Origin of the sequence: Solirubrobacter deserti, assembly GCF_027587175.1 — a bacterium.
Taxonomy (GTDB): Bacteria; Actinomycetota; Thermoleophilia; order Solirubrobacterales; family Solirubrobacteraceae; genus Solirubrobacter; species Solirubrobacter deserti.
Window position 1 is genome coordinate 26,993 of record NZ_JAPCID010000019.1, and the last position, 15,625, is coordinate 42,617.

Sequence of the window (15,625 nt, forward strand, 5' to 3'; positions counted from 1 at the left end):
CGTGAACCGTCCTACGGCTGAGTGGTGCTCAGCGTGAAGGTGACGGTCTTGCTGTAGCTGCCCGTGCGCAGCGGGTCGGTGCTCTTGATCAGCTGCTTGAACGTGACGTCGACGTTCTCGTTGCTCGTCGGGCCGTTCCAGGTGGACTTGCTGAACTCGACCTTCAGCGGCTCGGCGAGGCTGAACGCGCCGTTGGTCAAGTGACCCGGCTCGCTGACGGCGAGCGTCGCGTCACCGGCGGTCGAGGTGACCGTCGCGCTCGTCGACGCGGTGTACTCCTTGGTCGGAGCGCCCGCGATGAACGGCTCGAACGTGGCGCCCGTGCCGAGCGTGAGCGCGAGCGTCGCCGGGACCGTGCCGCCGACCGTGCCCGGCTCGTCGCGGACCTTGCCGAACTTGATCGTGTTCATCAGGTTGAAGGCGACCTTCGACGAGTTGAACGGGTCCAGCGACAGGTCGTACTCCCAGTGGTAGTAGTCGACGTCGGCCGCGGCCTCGAAGATGCGCTTCCAGTCCGTGACGTCGTTCGGGCCGCCGGCGTCGGTGACACGCGACATGTCCGTGGACGGGATCGTCTGCGGGTTCTTGGTCGGGTCCGAGCCCTTCACGTGCAGCATCGAGATCCGCTTGGAGTGCTTGCGCAGGAACGCGACGGCCGCGTCCTGGTCGTACGACAGGCCCTCGAGCAGCCAGTGCACGTCGATCTCGAACGTGACCAGCGACGGGTCGGTGTTGAGGATCACGACCTCGAGCGCGGACACCGTCTCCTTGACGCCGTCACCGTTCGTGTCGTACTGGAGCTTGGTGGAGAGCTCCTTGTCGTGGTTGTGGCCGTAAACCCACAGGTCCTGCGCGCGGGCCTTGGCGCCCAGGCGGTTCATGACCGCGCCCATGTTGACGGCGCCCTCGACCGTGTCCATGTTCGTGCCCGCCGGCCAGCCGCCCGAGCCGACGTACTTGAGGCCCAGCGCCTTGGCCTGGGCCAGGCGCGCGTCCCAGCTGCCCTCGTCCACCGCGCCGTGGTCGGCGACCGCGTGCAGCCCATGCTCCTCGTACTTGGCCCGGTACTCGGCGGCCGTCCAGCCGAACGTGCCGTTGAAGTTCTCGAACGCCGTGAAGCCGTTGGCCGACATCTGCGCGAACACGTTCTGGACCGCGGCCTGCATCTGCGCCGGCGTGTTGGGCGTGCCGCCGGGCGGGAAGTAGTTGCCGCCGCCGAAGTCGATCGCCCCGAACACCGGGACGAGGAAGTTGTAGAGCTGGAAGGAGATCTTCTCCTTCGGGATCATGCCCGTCGGCTCCGTCTGGGCACCGGCGGACGGCGCGACGATGGCGGCCGCGGCCAGGCCCGCGACCGCGGCGGCCCCGAACCCCGAACGCACGCGACTGGCGATCGCGTTGCGGTTTGACCTCACGTGGACTCCTCCTCTGGGTTTGACGTCCATCAACCTACTGGCATGTAGGTCGTTCCGTCAAGTGTGCGCCGAAAGTGGTGCGAGAGGCGGTCGAAACCCGTCGTCAGTCCAGGCGCACCGCCCAGGCGCCGCGTGAGCCGCGGGCGAAGACGAGGCCCAGGAGTCGTCCGTGGCGGTCGAGGACCGGGGCGCCCGAGTCGCCGGGCCGGACGGCGGTCGCGAGCTCGAGCACGGGGCGATCGCGCACGTCCCCGATGGACGCGGTGGCGCGCCGGCGCACGCGCGTGGAGAGCGTGACGGCGCGTCCGTCGCGCAACACGCGGACGGTCGCGCCACCGTGCCCGCCGAGGCGCAGCGACGGCGCGACGAGGCCAGGCACGGCGAGCTCGGCGAGATCGAGCCGCCGGTCGATGCGCAGCACACGGGCGGGACGGGCGCCGACGTGCACGGTGCGCGCACCGTCGAGCACGTGCGCGACCGTGAGCACGCGGCCAGGGCCGGCCGGAACCGCGGTCGCGATCGCGCCGCCCGACACGGTCACCCGCAACGGCTCGGGCGGCGAGGGCGAGTCCCGCCACCCGGGGACGAGCGCGACGACGGCGAGGCCGGCGAGCGCCGCGGCGCGCCGGGACCGGGCGAGGCGCGCCGGCACACCGGGCGGCGGGGCGGGCGCGCGAGGGCCAGACCGGACGAGGCGCGCAGGCACACCGGGCGGCGGCGCGGGCTCGCGAGGGCCAGACCGGGCGAGGCGCACAGGCACACCGGGCGGCGGCGCGGGCTCGCGAGGGCCAGACCGGGTGGCGGGACCGGGGGTGCGGCAACGGGGCGCCACCTGTCGGCGGTCAGTTGACGCACCCTCCTCCCCGGGTCGCGATGGGCCCGTCGGCGTGTCGTGCGCCGCGCCCCGGCTCATCGGGGCGCCGGGCCGGTCGTCGCGCGCACCACCAGCGTCGGTTCGTGCACGCGCGTCACCTTCTCCGCGCGGCCCTCGGTGCGTTCCAGCAGCAGCGCGAAGGCCTCGGCGCCGATTTCGCGGCGCGGCTGGTTGATCGTGGTCAGCTGGATATGGGCGAGGCCGGCGACGAACGTGTTGTCGTAGCCGATCACCGAGACGTCCTGCGGGATGCGCAGGCCGTCCTGCTCCAGCCGGTCGATCAGACCCAGCGCGACGAGGTCGTTGGCGGCGATGACCGCGGTGGGCAGCGTGCGGGCGCGCAGCAGCCGGGCGGCGGCGTCGGCGCCCGCGCCCTCGGTGAACTCGCCCGCCACCACCCGGGCGGCACGGGCCAGGCCGGCGTCCTGCATCGCGCGCTCATAGCCGGCGCGGCGTGGGGCAGCGCCCGCGCCGTCGCCGCCGTCGACGTGCACGATCGACGAGTGACCGAGCTCCACGAGGTGCTCGACGGCGAGGTGCGCGCCGACCGACTCGTCCGTCAACACGCAGTCCAAGGTCGACGCGCGCACGCGGCGGCCCGTCACCACGCACGGCAACCCGCCGGTGGCGGCCGCGATCTGCGGACCGGGCAGGTGCGGGGAGACGAGGATGAGCCCGTCCGTGCGGTACTCGAGCAGCGCCTCGAGCATCGCCTGCTCGCGCTGCTTGCGCCGGCCTCCGGTGATGAACAGCAGCCGGTAGCCGGCGTCCGACGCACCGTCCTCGATGCCCTCCGCGATCTCGGCGAAGAACGGGTTGTGGAGGTCGTTCAGGAGGATGCCGACCGTGTTGGTGCGGTGCGAGGCGAGGTTGCGCGCGATCGCGTTCGGCCGGTAGCCGAGCCGCGCGGCGGCATCGCGCACGCGCTCACGGCGCTCTTGGCTGACCTTCGAGCTGCCGCGCATCACCAGCGACACGAGCGCGCGGGAGACGCCGGCCTCGCGCGCGACGTCGTCCATGGTCACGTACGACCCTCGCGTCATCTGGCGCTCAGTATCCCAGGTTGCGTTGGAGCGCTCTAATCCGTAGGCTTCCCGTTAGAGCGCTCTAACGGGCGCAACCGGCGGAGGAGAGAGCGTGGAGAGACAGATCGACTCGGGGTTGCCCGGGCGACTGGCGGCAGCCCCGATCTCGTGGGGCGTGTGCGAGGTGCCCGGCTGGGGCCGGCAGCTGGCGCCCGAGCGCGTGTTCGGGGAGATGGCGCAGCTCGGCATCACCGCGACCGAGCTGGGCCCGCTCGGCTGGCTGCCGCACGACAGTGCCGCGGCCAAGCGCATCCTCGATCGCCATGGTCTGCAACTGGTCGGCGGGTTCGTCCCGGTCGTCGTGCACGAGCCCGAGCTGGACACCGACTACGCGCGCCGCGCCGCCGCGCACCTGGCCGCGGCCGGAGGCGAGCTGTTCGTCGCCGCCGCCGTGCAGACGCTCGGCTGGGCCACGCCCGTCCCGCTCACCGACGAGCAGTGGCAACGGGCCGGCGACCACCTGGACACGCTCGCCCAGGTGGCCCGCGAAGAGGGCGTCGAGCTCGTCCTGCACCCCCACGTCGACACGCTCGTGGAGACGGCGCAGGACGTGACGCGCGCGCTCGAGCACACCCGCGTCCCCTGGTGCCTGGACACGGGCCACCTGCTGATCGGCGGCACCGACCCGGTCGCGTTCGCCACCGAATACGGCGACCGCATCGGCCACGTGCACTTCAAGGACGTCGACGCGCGGGTCGCCGCGCGCACGGACCTCACCCTGATGGAGGCCGTCCAGCACGGCCTGTTCCAACCCCTTGGACGCGGAGACGCGCGCATCGACGAGGTCGTCGCCGCGCTCCGCCGCTCGGGCTACAACCGCTGGCTCGTGCTCGAGCAGGACCTCGCCATCACCGGGTCGGAGCCCCCGGTCGGCACGGGTCCGGCGCAGGATGTCGCCACCAGCATCGCGTTCCTTTCCACGTTGGCTCCGAGCAAGGAGGAGGCGGTCAACCGATGAAGCGACTCACGATCTTCCTCGCGCTCGCGCTGACGTTCGCGGCGTGCGGGAACTCGGGCGACGACAGCACCAAAGAGGGCGGCGACGCGGTCGAGCTCACGCAGGGCTCGGGCCTGACGATCGCGATGGTCACGCACTCCGACGAGGGCTCGTTCTGGTCCGTCGTCAAGAAGGGCGCCGAGCAGGCCGCCAAGGACCAGGGCGTCGAGCTCGTCTGGAGCCCGTCCAACAACGACCCCGAGAAGGAGGCGCAGCTGATCGACGCCGCGGTCTCCCAGAAGGTCGACGGCATCGCGGTCAGCGTCCCGAACGCCGACGCCATCAAGGGCTCGCTGACCAAGGCCAAGGACGCCGGCATCCCGATCATCACGCTCAACTCCGGCGCCGACCAGTCGCAGGCGCTCGGCGCGATCACCCACGTCGGCCAGGACGAGGCGATCGCCGGCCAGGCCGCCGGCCAGCGCCTGAAGGAGGCGGGCGCCAAGAAGGTGTTGTGCATCATCCACGAGCAGGGCAACGTCGGCCTCAACCAGCGCTGCGACGGCGTCAAGCAGGGCTTCGGCGGCGCCGTGGAGAACCTGCAGGTCAAGGGCACGGCGGACGTCGCCACGACGCAGACCGAGATCAAGTCCAAGCTGCAGGCCGACAAGTCCTTCGACGCCGTGATGGCGCTCAACCCGGACATCGCCAACGCCGCCTCGACCGCCGTCAAGGGCGCGAGCAGCCAGGCCAAGCTCGCGACGTTCGACCTCAACCCGGACGTCACCAAGCGCATCAAGGACGGCTCGATCCAGTTCGCCGTCGACCAGCAGCAGTACCTGCAGGGCTATCTACCGATCGTCTTCCTCAAGCTCTTCAAGGCCAACGCCAACACGGTCGGCGGCGGCCAGCCCGTGCTCACCGGCCCGGGCTTCGTGGACCAGAGCAACGTGGACACCGTCGAGAAGCTGGCGGGCGAAGGCACGCGATGAGCGCGGTCGGGGCTCCGCCCAAGCCGGTCCCCGTCGCCGACGAGCGGCTGGCCAACATCAGCCTGACCGCGCGCCTGCTCCGGCGCCCGGAGATCGGCGCGCTGCTGGCCGCGATCGTCGTCGCGATCTTCTTCTGGACGCAGAGCAGCCTGTTCCTGCAGCTCGACGGGATCGCGAACTGGACCGACGTGGCGTCCACGATCGGCATCCCCGCGGTGATGGTCGCGCTGCTGATGATCGGCGGCGAGTTCGACCTCAGCGCGGGCGTGATGACCGGCACGGCGGGGCTCACGCTGGGCGTACTGGCGACCGAGGTCGGCCTGAACATCTGGTTGGCGATCGTGCTGACGCTGATCGGCGCGACCGCGATCGGGTTCGCCAACGGCTACATGGTGATGAAGACCAAGCTGCCGAGCTTCATCGTCACCCTGGCGACGTTCTTCATCCTGCAGGGCGTCAACCTCGGCGTGACGAAGCTGATCACCGACCAGGTGACGGTCAGCGGGATCGACCTCGCGGCGGGCTACTCGTCCGCGAACGCGATCTTCGGCGACAGCTTCACCAGCCACGGATTCCGGATCACGGTGCTGTGGTGGATCGCGATCACGCTGGTCGCCACCTGGGTGCTCACGCGCACGCGCACGGGCAACTGGATCTACGGCGTCGGCGGTGACGCGAACGCGGCGCGCAACGTCGGCGTCCCGGTCGCACGCGTGAAGATCGGCTTGTTCATGGCGACGAGCTTCGTGTGCGCACTCACCGGCATCATGGTCGCGCTGCGGCTGGCGTCCACGCAGGCCGGCCAGGGCGTCGGCGAGGAGTTCCAGTACATCATCGCCGCGGTCGTCGGCGGCTGCGTGCTCACCGGCGGCTTCGGCTCGGCCGTCGGCGCTGCGCTCGGCGCGACGATCATCGGCATGGCGTTCATCGGCATCCAGTTCAGCGGCTGGAACACCGACTGGCGCTTCCTGTTCCTGGGCGTGATCCTGCTCGTCGCGGTCCTGGTCAACAACTACATCCGCAAGCGCGCCGAGGGGGCCCGGCGATGAGCGCCACGCTGCTCGAGACGCGCGACGTCGCCAAGTACTTCGGGAACGTCGTCGCCCTCAAGGACATCTCCGTGGCGGTCGGCGCGGGCGAGGTGACGTGCGTGCTGGGCGACAACGGCGCGGGCAAGTCGACGTTCATCAAGATCCTGTCCGGCGTGCACCGGCACGACGAGGGCGAGTTGCTGGTGGAGGGCGAGGCGACGCACTTCTCCAACCCGCGCGACGCGAAGGAGCGCGGCATCGCCACCGTCTTCCAGGACCTCGCGACCGTCCCGCTGATGTCGATCTGGCGCAACTTCTTCCTCGGCTCGGAGCCGACGAAGGGCGCCGGGCCGCTGCGCCGCATCGACGTCAAGGGCGCGCAGGCCACGATGCGCGAGGAGCTGCGCAAGATGGGCATCGACGTGCGCGACGCCGACCAGCCCGTCGGCACCCTGAGCGGTGGCGAGCGGCAGGCGGTCGCGATCGCGCGCGCTGTGTACTTCGGCGCGAAGGTGCTGATCCTCGACGAGCCGACGTCCGCGCTCGGCGTCAAGCAGTCGGGCGTCGTCCTGCGCTACATCGCCCAGGCCCGCGACCGCGGGCTCGGCGTCATCTTCATCACCCACAACCCGCACCACGCGTACCCGGTCGGCGACCGCTTCGTCATCCTCAACCGTGGCCGGCTCGCAGGCACGTGGACCAAGGACGAGATCGGCCGCGACGAGCTCGTCAGGCAGATGTCGGGCGGAGCGGAGCTGGACGCGCTGGAGCACGAGCTGAGGCGGGCATGACTCGCGCTGCGCGCTCGCATGCTTCGGGAGGCCGGGGATGATCGGCGTCGGCGTGATCGGGTTCGGCTGGCTCGGCCAGGCGCACAGCCGGTCGCTGCTGCGGATTCCCACGCTGTTCCCCGAGCGCGCCGACACGAAGCTCGTCGCCTGCGCGGACCCGCTGCCCGAGCGGCGCGAAGACGCGGTGCGCTCGTTCGGCTTCGAGCGCGCCACCGACGACTGGCGCGTGGTGATGGACGCGCCCGACATCGACGCGGTATGGGTCGCCGCGCCCAACATGCTGCACGTCGAGCTCGTCGAAGCAGCGGCCGCGGCCGGCAAGCACGTGTTCTGCGAGAAGCCCGTCGGCGGCACGCCCGCGCAGACGCTGCGGGCGGAGGCGTCCGCGCGCGACGTGATCAGCGGCGTCGGTTACAACTACCGCTGGGCGCCGCTCGTGCGCTACGCGCGGCAGCTGATCGCCGACGGCGTGCTGGGCGAGATCACCAACTACCGCGGCCGCTTCTTCTCGATGTACGGCTCAGATCCGCTGGGCGTGCTGTCGTGGCGCTTCCTCGTCGACCAGGCCGGCCACGGCGTGACGACGGACCTGATGAGCCACTCCGTCGACCTCGCGCACATGCTGCTCGGGCCGATCACGCGCGTGGTGGGGACGACCGAGACGTTCATCGCCGAGCGCCCCCTCCCCACCGCCGCCGGCAGCCACTACGGGCGCGGAGCCGCCACCGACCCGAAGGGCGCCGTCACCAACGAGGACTACGCCGCGATGCTGTGCGAGTTCGCCAACGGCGCCCGCGGGACGTTCGAGGCCAGCCGCAGCATCATCGGCCCCGAGTCGCAGATGGCGTTCGAGGTCTACGGCACCAAGGGCGCGCTGAGCTGGAACCTCGAGAAGCTCAACGAGCTGCAGCTCTACCTCGTCGAGGACGAGCTGCACACGGGCTACCGCACCGTCTACGGCGGCGACCGCTTTCCCTACCACGGGCACTTCGTCCCCGGCAGCGCGAACGGGATCGGCTTCGAGGACCTGGTCGTGATCGAGGACTACGAGTTCTGCCGCGCCGTGGCGGACGAGCGCCCGTTCGAGCCCGGCTTCGAGCAGGCCGTGCAGTGGGTGCATGTACAGGACGCGCTGCTGCGCTCCGCCGAGTCCGGGCGCTGGGAGGACGTGGCGTGAGCGTGACCGCCACCAAGACGGTCCGGATCGGCGTGATCGGCGTCGGGCGCATCGGTTCGATGCACGCCGACCTGCTCGCGCGCCAGGTCCCGGGCGCGGAGGTCACGTGCGTCACGGACGCGCGGCCCGACAGCGCCCGCGCCGTCGGCGACCGGCTGCGCGTGCGCGCCTCGACGATCGACGGGCTGCTCGCGGCCGGCGACGTGGACGCCGTCGCGATCTGCACCTCCACCGACACGCACGCGGACCTGATCGTCGCGGCCGCCGAGGCGGGCAAGGCGATCTTCTGCGAGAAGCCGGTGTCGCTCGACCTGGCCGAGGTCGACCGCGCGCTCGCCGCCGTGGAGGCGGCCGGCGTGCTGTTCCAGATCGGGTTCAACCGGCGCTTCGATCCCGCGCACGCGGCGGTCGCCCGCGCGGTGGCCGAGGGCGAGGTCGGCGACGTGCAGATCCTGCGCATCACCTCGCGCGACCCGGCGCCGCCGCCGATCGAGTACGTGCGCACCTCCGGCGGGATCTTCCTCGACATGACGATCCACGACTTCGACATGGCGCGCTTCGTCGCGCAGAGCGAGGTCGTCGAGGTCTACGCGCGCGGCGCGATACGGATTGACGCGGACTTCGCCGCCGCCGACGACGTGGACACCGCGGTGATCGTGCTCGAGCACGCCAACGGCTGCCTGACGACGATCGACAACTCGCGCCAGGCCGTGTACGGCTACGACCAGCGCGTCGAGGTGTTCGGCTCGGCGGGGATGGCGGCGTCGGAGAACCCGCTCGCGCACTCGACCATCGTCCGCACCGCGACCGGCGTGCGCGCGGCGACGCTGCCGTACTTCTTCCTCGAGCGCTACATCCCGAGCTACCTGCGTGAGTGGGAGGCGTTCGTGACCGCGATCGCGACGGGCACCGCGCCGCCGGTCGGACCCGCGGACGCGCGGGCGCCGCTCGTGATCGGGCTCGCGGCCTGGCGGTCGCTGCGCGAAGGGCGGCCGGTCCGCCTATGAGGGTGCTGGTGACGGGCGCGTCGGGGTTCGTCGGCTCCAACCTCGTGCACCTGCTGCGCGAGCGCTGCGACGTGCTCGCGCCGTCCCACGCCGAGCTCGACCTCACGACGACCGTGCCGCCGAAGGTCGACGCGATCGTGCACGCAGCGATCTGGAACGCGCTCGACGGCCTGCTGGCGAACCGCAGGAAGGCCTGGGCGGGCTACGTCGAGGCCACCCGCAACTGCGTGCGTTCGGGCGCACGCGTCGTGCTCGTCTCCACGGACTGGGTGTTCGACGGCACGCAGGGCCCGGCGCGCGAGGACGAGCCGCCGAACCCGATCAACGCCTACGGGTTCCTGAAGGCCGCGTCCGAGCTGGTCGTGCTCGAGGCGGACGGGACGGTCGCGCGGATCGCCGGCGTGCAGGGCGTCCACCGGGCCAAGCCGGAGACGCCGCGCGCGCAGGACGCGGGCTTCGGCTACCTCGTCGCGTCGGTGGTCGACGCCCTCAGCGCGGGCCGCCCGTTCACGGTCTGGGACTCACCGGACATCAACCGGATCGCCACGCCCGTGCTGGCCACGGACGCGGCCGAGCTGATCTGGCGCGCGCTCGAACGGCGGGTCACGGGCATCCTGCACTGCGTCGGGAGCGAGCACGTCGACCGCGTCTCGCTCGCCCGCCGCGCGGTGGAGGCGTACGGTCTGGACATGGAGTTGCTCGAGGTCGGCGCGCCGCCGCCGCAGCGCGAGCGGATCCCGTACGACACGCGGCTGGACGCGACCGAGACGGCGCGGCGGCTGGACGTCGAGTTGCCGGACGTGAACCGCCTGCTGGAAGGGTTGGCATGGGCTTCGACGTGATCACGATGGGCCGGATCGGCGTGGACGTCTACCCGCACCAGGTCGGCGTGTCGCTGCGCGAAGTGACGTCGTTCGGCAAGTTCCTCGGCGGCTCCTCGACGAACGTCGCCGTCGCCGCGGCGCGGTTCGGACGCGACGTCGCGACCATCACGCGGACGGGCCGCGACCCGTTCGGCGAGTTCCTGCACGACGCGCTCGGAGGCTTCAACGTGGACGACCGCTGGGTCACGCCCGTGGACGGCCTCCCCACCCCGGTGACGTTCTGCGAGATCTTCCCGCCCGACCACTTCCCGCTGTACTTCTACCGCGAGCCCAAGGCGCCGGATCTCGAGATCCGGGCCGAGGAGCTCGACTTGGACGCGATCCGCGCGGCGCGCGTGTTCTGGGCCACCGTCACGGGGCTCTCACAGGAGCCGTCGCGCAGCGCCACGCTGGCCGCGCTGGAGGCGGCGCAGGGCATCACCGTGCTCGATCTCGACTGGCGCCCGATGTTTTGGCCCTCGCGCGCGGAGGGCCGCCGCTGGGTGCGCGAGGCGCTCCGGCATGCGGACGTGGCCGTCGGCAACGAGGACGAGTGGGAGACCGCGGGCGAGGCCGACGTGGCGCTGCGGATCGTCAAGCGCGGTCCGCGCGGCGTGTTCGCGCAGCGGGGCGACGAGACCGTCGAGGTGCCGCCGGCCCCGGTCGAGGTCGTCAACGGGCTCGGCGCCGGCGACGCGTTCGGCGGCGCCCTCTGCCACGGCCTGCTCGCCGACTGGCCGCTGGAGCGGATGATGCGCTTCTGCAACGCGGCGGGCGCGATCGTCGCGGGCCGGCTCGCGTGCGCGGACGCCATGCCCACCGCCGAAGAGGTCGAGGACAAACTGCGAGAGGCTGTCAATGCTTGAGTACGCGAAGCTGCGGATCGTCACCGACGCGGACACGTTCAACACCGGTGGCGACGAGGTGATCGTGCTGCCGCTGGCGGGCTCGTGCGCGGTGACGATCGACGGCGAGCGCTTCGAGCTCGAAGGCCGCGAGAGCGTGTTCTCGGCGGTCACGGACTTCGTGTACGCGCCGATCGGGTCGCACGTGGTGATCGACGGCGAAGGCCGCTTCGCGCTGCCCGCCGCGCCCGCCTCCCGCCGGCTGCCCGCGCGCTACGGGCCCGCGGAGGACGTGCCCGTCGAGCTGCGCGGCGCGGGCAACGCCTCCCGCCAGGTGAACAACTTCGCGTCCGTCGAGGCCTTCGAGTGCGACACGCTGATCGCCGTCGAGGTGCTCACGCCCAACGGCAACTGGAGCTCCTATCCCCCGCACCGCCACGACGACCTCGAGGAGATCTACTACTACGAGGTCAGCGGCGGCGGATTCGCCTATCAGCGCGTGTACGACGGGATGGAGCTGCTGGCCGAGGTGCGCAGCGGCGATCGCATCAACCTGCCGCTCGGCTACCACGGCCCGTCGATGGCCGCGCCCGGCTACGACCTCTACTACCTGAACGTGATGGCCGGCCCGGTCCGCGAGTGGAACTTCGTGGACGACCCCGACCACGCGTGGATCCGTGACACGTGGGCCGAGCAGGAGCTGGACCCGCGGCTTCCGATGACGAAGGCGAGGACCAAGTGAGACTCACGGTGGCGCAGGCGCTCGTCCGCTTCCTGAGCGTCCAGCACAGTGAGCGTGACGGCGTCCGGCAGCGGCTGATCGCGGGCTGCTTCGGCATCTTCGGCCACGGCAACGTGGCGGGCGTCGGCCAGGCGCTGCTCGAGGCCCAGGACACGATGCCCTTCTACCACGCCCGCAACGAGCAGGCGATGGTGCACACCGCCGCGGCGTTCGCGCGCCAGAAGAACCGGCTCTCGACGCTCGCGTGCACGAGCAGCATCGGCCCGGGCGCGACGAACATGGTCACCGGCGCCGCGCTCGCGACGATCAACCGCCTGCCCGTGCTGCTGCTCCCCGGCGACGTGTTCGCGACGCGCGCGCCCGGCACCGTGCTCCAGCAGCTCGAGGACGACCGCACGTTCGCGAACACCGTCAACGACACGCTCCGGCCGGTCTCGAAGTTCTGGGACCGGATCGAGCGGCCCGAGCAGCTCGCGCCCGCGTTGCTCGCGGCGATGCGCGTGTTGAGCGACCCCGCGGAGACCGGCGCGGTCACGCTCGCGCTGCCGCAGGACGTGCAGGCGGAGGCGTACGACTTCCCCGACGAGCTGTTCGAGCCGCGCGTGTGGCGGATCCGCCGCCCGCTGCCGGAGCCGGACGTGCTCGAGGAGGCGGTCGCCCTCCTGCGCGGCGCGCAACACCCCTTGATCGTCAGCGGCGGCGGCACGATCTACGCCGAGGCCACGGAGGCCTTGCGCGAGCTCGCGGAGGCGACCGGCATCGGCGTCGGTGAGACGCAGGCCGGCAAGGGCTCGCTCCCGTACGACCATCCGCAGGCGCTGGGCGCGATCGGGGCCACCGGCACCACGGCGGCCAACGCCGCCGCGCGCGCCGCCGACGTGATCCTCGGTGTCGGCACCCGCTGGAGCGACTTCACCACCGCGTCGCGCTCGCTGTTCGCCGCCGACGCCACGTTCATCAACCTCAACGTCGCGTCCGTGGACGCGTTCAAGCACGCGGGGATGCCGCTCGTCGCCGACGCGCGGCTCGGGCTCGAGGCGCTCAACGAGGCGCTGAACGTCACGTTCGACACGCCGGCCAACGACTGGGACGCCGTCGTCGAGCGCGCGTACACCGAGCGCCACGACTCACCTTCGCAGGCCGAGGTGATCGGCGTCGTCAACCGGGTCAGCGGCCCGCGGGACGTCGTCGTGTGCGCGGCGGGCTCGATGCCCGGCGACCTGCACAAGCTGTGGCGCACGCGCGACCCGAAGGGCTACCACGTCGAGTACGGCTACTCGACGATGGGCTACGAGATCGCCGGCGGGCTCGGCGTCAAGCTCGCGGCGCCCGACCGCGAGGTGTTCGTCATGGTCGGCGACGGCTCCTATCTGATGATGGCCTCGGAGATCGCGACCGCCGTGGCCGAGGGCATCAAGCTCACGATCGTGCTCGTGCAGAACCACGGCTACCAGTCGATCGGCGCCCTCAGCGAGTCCGTCGGCTCCCAGCGCTTCGGCACGGCCTACCGCTTCCGCGGCACGGACGCCAAGCTGCCGATCGACCTCGCCGCGAACGCGGCCTCGCTCGGCGCCCGTGCCATCGACACGCACACGATCGACGAGTTCGAGGCCGCACTGCGCGAGGCGGCCGCGAGCGAGACGACCACCGTGGTCCAGATCCACACCGACCCGATGGTCGGCGCGCCCGACTCGGAGGCGTGGTGGGACGTGCCCGTGGCCGAGGTCGCCGCGCTCGCCTCCACCCGCGACGCGCGGGCGCAGTACGAGCGCGACAAGGCGACCCAGCGGACCTACCTAGGTGCGGGCGAGCGCCGCGCCCTCGATGTCGAGGTTGGGGATCACGCGTTGTAGCGGGCGCGGAAGCCACCAGGCCCGGGCGCCCAGCAGCGTCATCAGCGCCGGGATCAGCGTCATGCGGATCAGGAACGCGTCGATCGCGATGCCGACCGCGAACGCGAACCCGATCGACTTGATGATCGGGTCGTCCGGGATGACGAAGCCCGCGAACACGCTGATCATGATCAGCGCGGCGGCGGTGACGACGCGCGCCGAGTGCCGGAACCCGTCGGCCACGGCCTCACGCGCCGTCGAGCCGTGCGCGTACTCCTCGTGCATTCGGGACACGAGGAACACCTGGTAGTCCATCGCGAGGCCGAAGATCACGCCGATGATCAGGATCGGCAGCAGCGAGATCAGCGGGCCGGTCTGCGTGACGCCGATCAGGTCCGCGCCGAAGCCCTCCTGGAAGACGAGCACGACGGCGCCGAAGCTCGCGGCGATGGTGAGCAGGAAGCCGCCGATCGCAGTCAGCGGGACGAGGATCGAGCGGAACGCGATCATCAGCAGGATCACGGCCAGACCGACGACCACCGCGAGGTACGGGATCAGGCTGTCGGACATCTTCTGCGAGACGTCGATGTTGGTCGCGGTCTGGCCCGTCACAAGCACTTCGGCGCTGAAGCGCGTGTCACGGATGCGCTCCACCAGCGCCTCGGTGGCCGCGCTCGACGGTCCGCTGGCCGGCGTGACGGAGATGAGCGCGAGCTCGCCGACCGGCTGCGGCGGGGCGACGGCGGCGACGTCCGGCAGGGTCGCGAGCGTCTTCGCCGTCGCCGCGGGGTCGCCGCCGCGGGCGACGATCGTCAGCTGGCCGTTCGCGCCGACGCCGAAGCCCTTCGCGACGAGGTCGTAGGCCTGACGCTCGGTCGTCTCCGGGCCGGAGGTGCCATCGTTGGGCAGGCCGAGGCGGACGTCGAGCGCCGGGATGGCGAGCGCGCCGAGCGCGACGATCACCGCGCCGGCGGCGATCAGCGGGCGGCGCATGACCAGCGCCACCCAGCGCGCGCCCAGCGTGTGCGTGTCCGACTTGGCGCCGCCGAAGACCTTGCCGCGCACGAGCCGCTCGCCGCCGAACGCGAGCAGCGCCGGCACGAGCGTGATGCTGGCGAACACGGCGATGGCGATCGTCGCGGCGGCCGCGATGCCCATCTGCGCGAGAAACGGCGTGCCGGTCATCAGCAGCGCGACGAGCGCGATCATCACGGTTGCGCCGGCGAACACGACGGCGCTGCCCGCGGTGCCGACCGCGAGCGCGATCGAGTCCGGGATGCCCATGCCGTCGCGGACCTGCGTCCGGTGGCGCGAGAGGATCAACAGCGCGTAGTCGATGCCGACCGCGAGCCCGAGCATCGCGGCCAGCGTGATCGACGTCGACGTGAGGTCGGTCAGGCCGCTGGCGAGCTGGATGCCGAGCATCCCGAAGCCGACGCCGATCAGCGCGGTCAGCAGCGGCAGCCCGGCCGCCAGCAGCGAGCCGAACGTGACCGCGAGCACGAGCATCGCCACCAGCACGCCGACCGCCTCGCCGATCGGCAGCTCGCTGTGCGCGGGCGCGGCTGCGCCGCCGAACTCGACCTGGGGCGCCGCGTCCTCCGCGGCCTGCGCGATCGCGTCGGTCTGCGCCGCGGTCACCTCCATCTCGGGCACCGCGAACTGCAGATCGGTGTACGCGACCCGGCCGTCCTGGGAGACGACCGGCGGCGTCGCCGACGCGATGTCGGGCACGCCGCCGAGCCGTTGCACCGCGGCGCCGAGCGCCTCCCGGTCGAGCGCCTCGTCGGACGCAAACACCACGCGGCCGGTCGCGCCGTCCGCTCTGGCCTGCGGGACGGCGCGCTCGATCAGCTCGACCGCCGCCTGGGACTCGGTGCCCGGAACCTTGAACTCGTCCGAGAACGAGCCGCGGAACGCGAGCGCGAGGCCGGCGAGGACGATCAGGCCGAGGAGCCAACCGGTGAGGACGAGCCGTCGGCGACGCGCCGAGAAGGCGCCGAGGCGGTGCAGAAGTCGAGCCATGGACCACGA

14 protein-coding genes are annotated in these 15,625 nt (G+C 71.7%); 10 read left to right on the forward strand and 4 right to left on the reverse strand.

All coding sequences use genetic code 11. The features are described 5' to 3' along the window. Positions 1 to 11 precede the first annotated feature (11 nt). The 3 genes from OJ962_RS14925 to OJ962_RS14935 all read right to left on the reverse strand — a co-directional run bounded on the left by OJ962_RS14925 (position 12) and on the right by OJ962_RS14935 (position 3,332). Positions 12 to 1,415 carry a sugar phosphate isomerase/epimerase family protein gene (locus OJ962_RS14925; protein ID WP_202953484.1) on the reverse strand — a complete coding sequence of 468 codons (1,404 nt, stop codon included), beginning with the start codon at positions 1,413 to 1,415 and terminating at the stop codon, positions 12 to 14. A gap of 103 nt (positions 1,416 to 1,518) precedes the next feature. Then, entirely contained in the window at positions 1,519 to 2,067 is a 549-nt protein-coding gene (locus OJ962_RS14930; RefSeq protein ID WP_270006439.1) for a S1 family peptidase, read from the reverse strand. 257 nt (positions 2,068 to 2,324) lie between these two features. After that, positions 2,325 to 3,332 carry a LacI family DNA-binding transcriptional regulator gene (locus OJ962_RS14935; RefSeq protein WP_202953482.1) on the reverse strand — a complete coding sequence of 336 codons (1,008 nt, stop codon included), beginning with the start codon at positions 3,330 to 3,332 and terminating at the stop codon, positions 2,325 to 2,327. 94 nt (positions 3,333 to 3,426) lie between these two features. On the opposite strand from OJ962_RS14935, the gene OJ962_RS14940 reads away from it, so the two are divergent. The 10 genes from OJ962_RS14940 to iolD are packed head-to-tail and all read left to right on the forward strand — an operon-like array spanning position 3,427 to position 13,612. Further along, complete coding sequence (locus tag OJ962_RS14940; RefSeq protein WP_270006440.1) at positions 3,427 to 4,332, forward strand: TIM barrel protein; 906 nt, start codon at positions 3,427 to 3,429, stop codon at positions 4,330 to 4,332. Further along, positions 4,329 to 5,303: a sugar ABC transporter substrate-binding protein gene (locus tag OJ962_RS14945; protein WP_202953481.1), complete on the forward strand. Its 975-nt coding sequence runs from the start codon at positions 4,329 to 4,331 to the stop codon at positions 5,301 to 5,303. The genes OJ962_RS14940 and OJ962_RS14945 overlap by 4 nt, the downstream gene beginning before the upstream one ends. Next, positions 5,300 to 6,352 carry an ABC transporter permease gene (locus OJ962_RS14950; RefSeq protein WP_202953480.1) on the forward strand — a complete coding sequence of 351 codons (1,053 nt, stop codon included), beginning with the start codon at positions 5,300 to 5,302 and terminating at the stop codon, positions 6,350 to 6,352. The genes OJ962_RS14945 and OJ962_RS14950 overlap by 4 nt, the downstream gene beginning before the upstream one ends. Then, entirely contained in the window at positions 6,349 to 7,125 is a 777-nt protein-coding gene (locus OJ962_RS14955) for an ATP-binding cassette domain-containing protein (RefSeq protein ID WP_202953479.1), read from the forward strand. Before OJ962_RS14950 ends, OJ962_RS14955 begins: the two co-directional genes overlap by 4 nt. A gap of 37 nt (positions 7,126 to 7,162) precedes the next feature. Continuing rightward, complete coding sequence (locus tag OJ962_RS14960; protein WP_202953478.1) at positions 7,163 to 8,302, forward strand: Gfo/Idh/MocA family protein; 1,140 nt, start codon at positions 7,163 to 7,165, stop codon at positions 8,300 to 8,302. Further along, positions 8,299 to 9,309, forward strand: a complete 1,011-nt coding sequence (gene iolG, locus OJ962_RS14965; RefSeq protein WP_202953477.1) for an inositol 2-dehydrogenase — start codon at positions 8,299 to 8,301, stop codon at positions 9,307 to 9,309. Before OJ962_RS14960 ends, iolG begins: the two co-directional genes overlap by 4 nt. Then, a complete protein-coding gene (locus OJ962_RS14970) occupies positions 9,306 to 10,151 on the forward strand; it encodes an SDR family oxidoreductase (protein ID WP_202953476.1) in 846 nt (281 codons plus the stop codon). Before iolG ends, OJ962_RS14970 begins: the two co-directional genes overlap by 4 nt. Continuing rightward, positions 10,136 to 11,038 carry a 5-dehydro-2-deoxygluconokinase gene (iolC, locus tag OJ962_RS14975; RefSeq protein WP_202953475.1) on the forward strand — a complete coding sequence of 301 codons (903 nt, stop codon included), beginning with the start codon at positions 10,136 to 10,138 and terminating at the stop codon, positions 11,036 to 11,038. Before OJ962_RS14970 ends, iolC begins: the two co-directional genes overlap by 16 nt. Then, positions 11,031 to 11,759, forward strand: a complete 729-nt coding sequence (iolB, locus tag OJ962_RS14980; protein ID WP_202953474.1) for a 5-deoxy-glucuronate isomerase — start codon at positions 11,031 to 11,033, stop codon at positions 11,757 to 11,759. Before iolC ends, iolB begins: the two co-directional genes overlap by 8 nt. Beyond that, positions 11,756 to 13,612, forward strand: a complete 1,857-nt coding sequence (gene iolD, locus OJ962_RS14985) for a 3D-(3,5/4)-trihydroxycyclohexane-1,2-dione acylhydrolase (decyclizing) (RefSeq protein ID WP_202953473.1) — start codon at positions 11,756 to 11,758, stop codon at positions 13,610 to 13,612. Before iolB ends, iolD begins: the two co-directional genes overlap by 4 nt. Here iolD and OJ962_RS14990 read toward each other — a convergent pair. Continuing rightward, positions 13,556 to 15,616, reverse strand: coding sequence for an MMPL family transporter (locus OJ962_RS14990; RefSeq protein WP_202953472.1), 2,061 nt, complete (start codon positions 15,614 to 15,616; stop codon positions 13,556 to 13,558). The two genes, iolD and OJ962_RS14990, sit on opposite strands and share 57 nt — an antisense overlap. Positions 15,617 to 15,625: the final 9 nt, after the last annotated feature.

Excerpts from the sequence above, each read along its gene's own strand:
- OJ962_RS14935 (WP_202953482.1), bottom strand. The coding sequence starts at position 3,332 with ATGACGCGAGGGTCGTACGTGACCATGGACGACGTCGCGCGCGAGGCC.
- OJ962_RS14945 (WP_202953481.1), top strand. The coding sequence starts at position 4,329 with ATGAAGCGACTCACGATCTTCCTCGCGCTCGCGCTGACGTTCGCGGCG.
- OJ962_RS14950 (WP_202953480.1), top strand. The coding sequence starts at position 5,300 with ATGAGCGCGGTCGGGGCTCCGCCCAAGCCGGTCCCCGTCGCCGACGAG.
- OJ962_RS14955 (WP_202953479.1), top strand. The coding sequence starts at position 6,349 with ATGAGCGCCACGCTGCTCGAGACGCGCGACGTCGCCAAGTACTTCGGG.
- OJ962_RS14960 (WP_202953478.1), top strand. The coding sequence starts at position 7,163 with ATGATCGGCGTCGGCGTGATCGGGTTCGGCTGGCTCGGCCAGGCGCAC.
- OJ962_RS14970 (WP_202953476.1), top strand. The coding sequence starts at position 9,306 with ATGAGGGTGCTGGTGACGGGCGCGTCGGGGTTCGTCGGCTCCAACCTC.
- iolC (WP_202953475.1), top strand. The coding sequence starts at position 10,136 with ATGGGCTTCGACGTGATCACGATGGGCCGGATCGGCGTGGACGTCTAC.
- iolB (WP_202953474.1), top strand. The coding sequence starts at position 11,031 with ATGCTTGAGTACGCGAAGCTGCGGATCGTCACCGACGCGGACACGTTC.
- OJ962_RS14990 (WP_202953472.1), bottom strand. The coding sequence starts at position 15,616 with ATGGCTCGACTTCTGCACCGCCTCGGCGCCTTCTCGGCGCGTCGCCGA.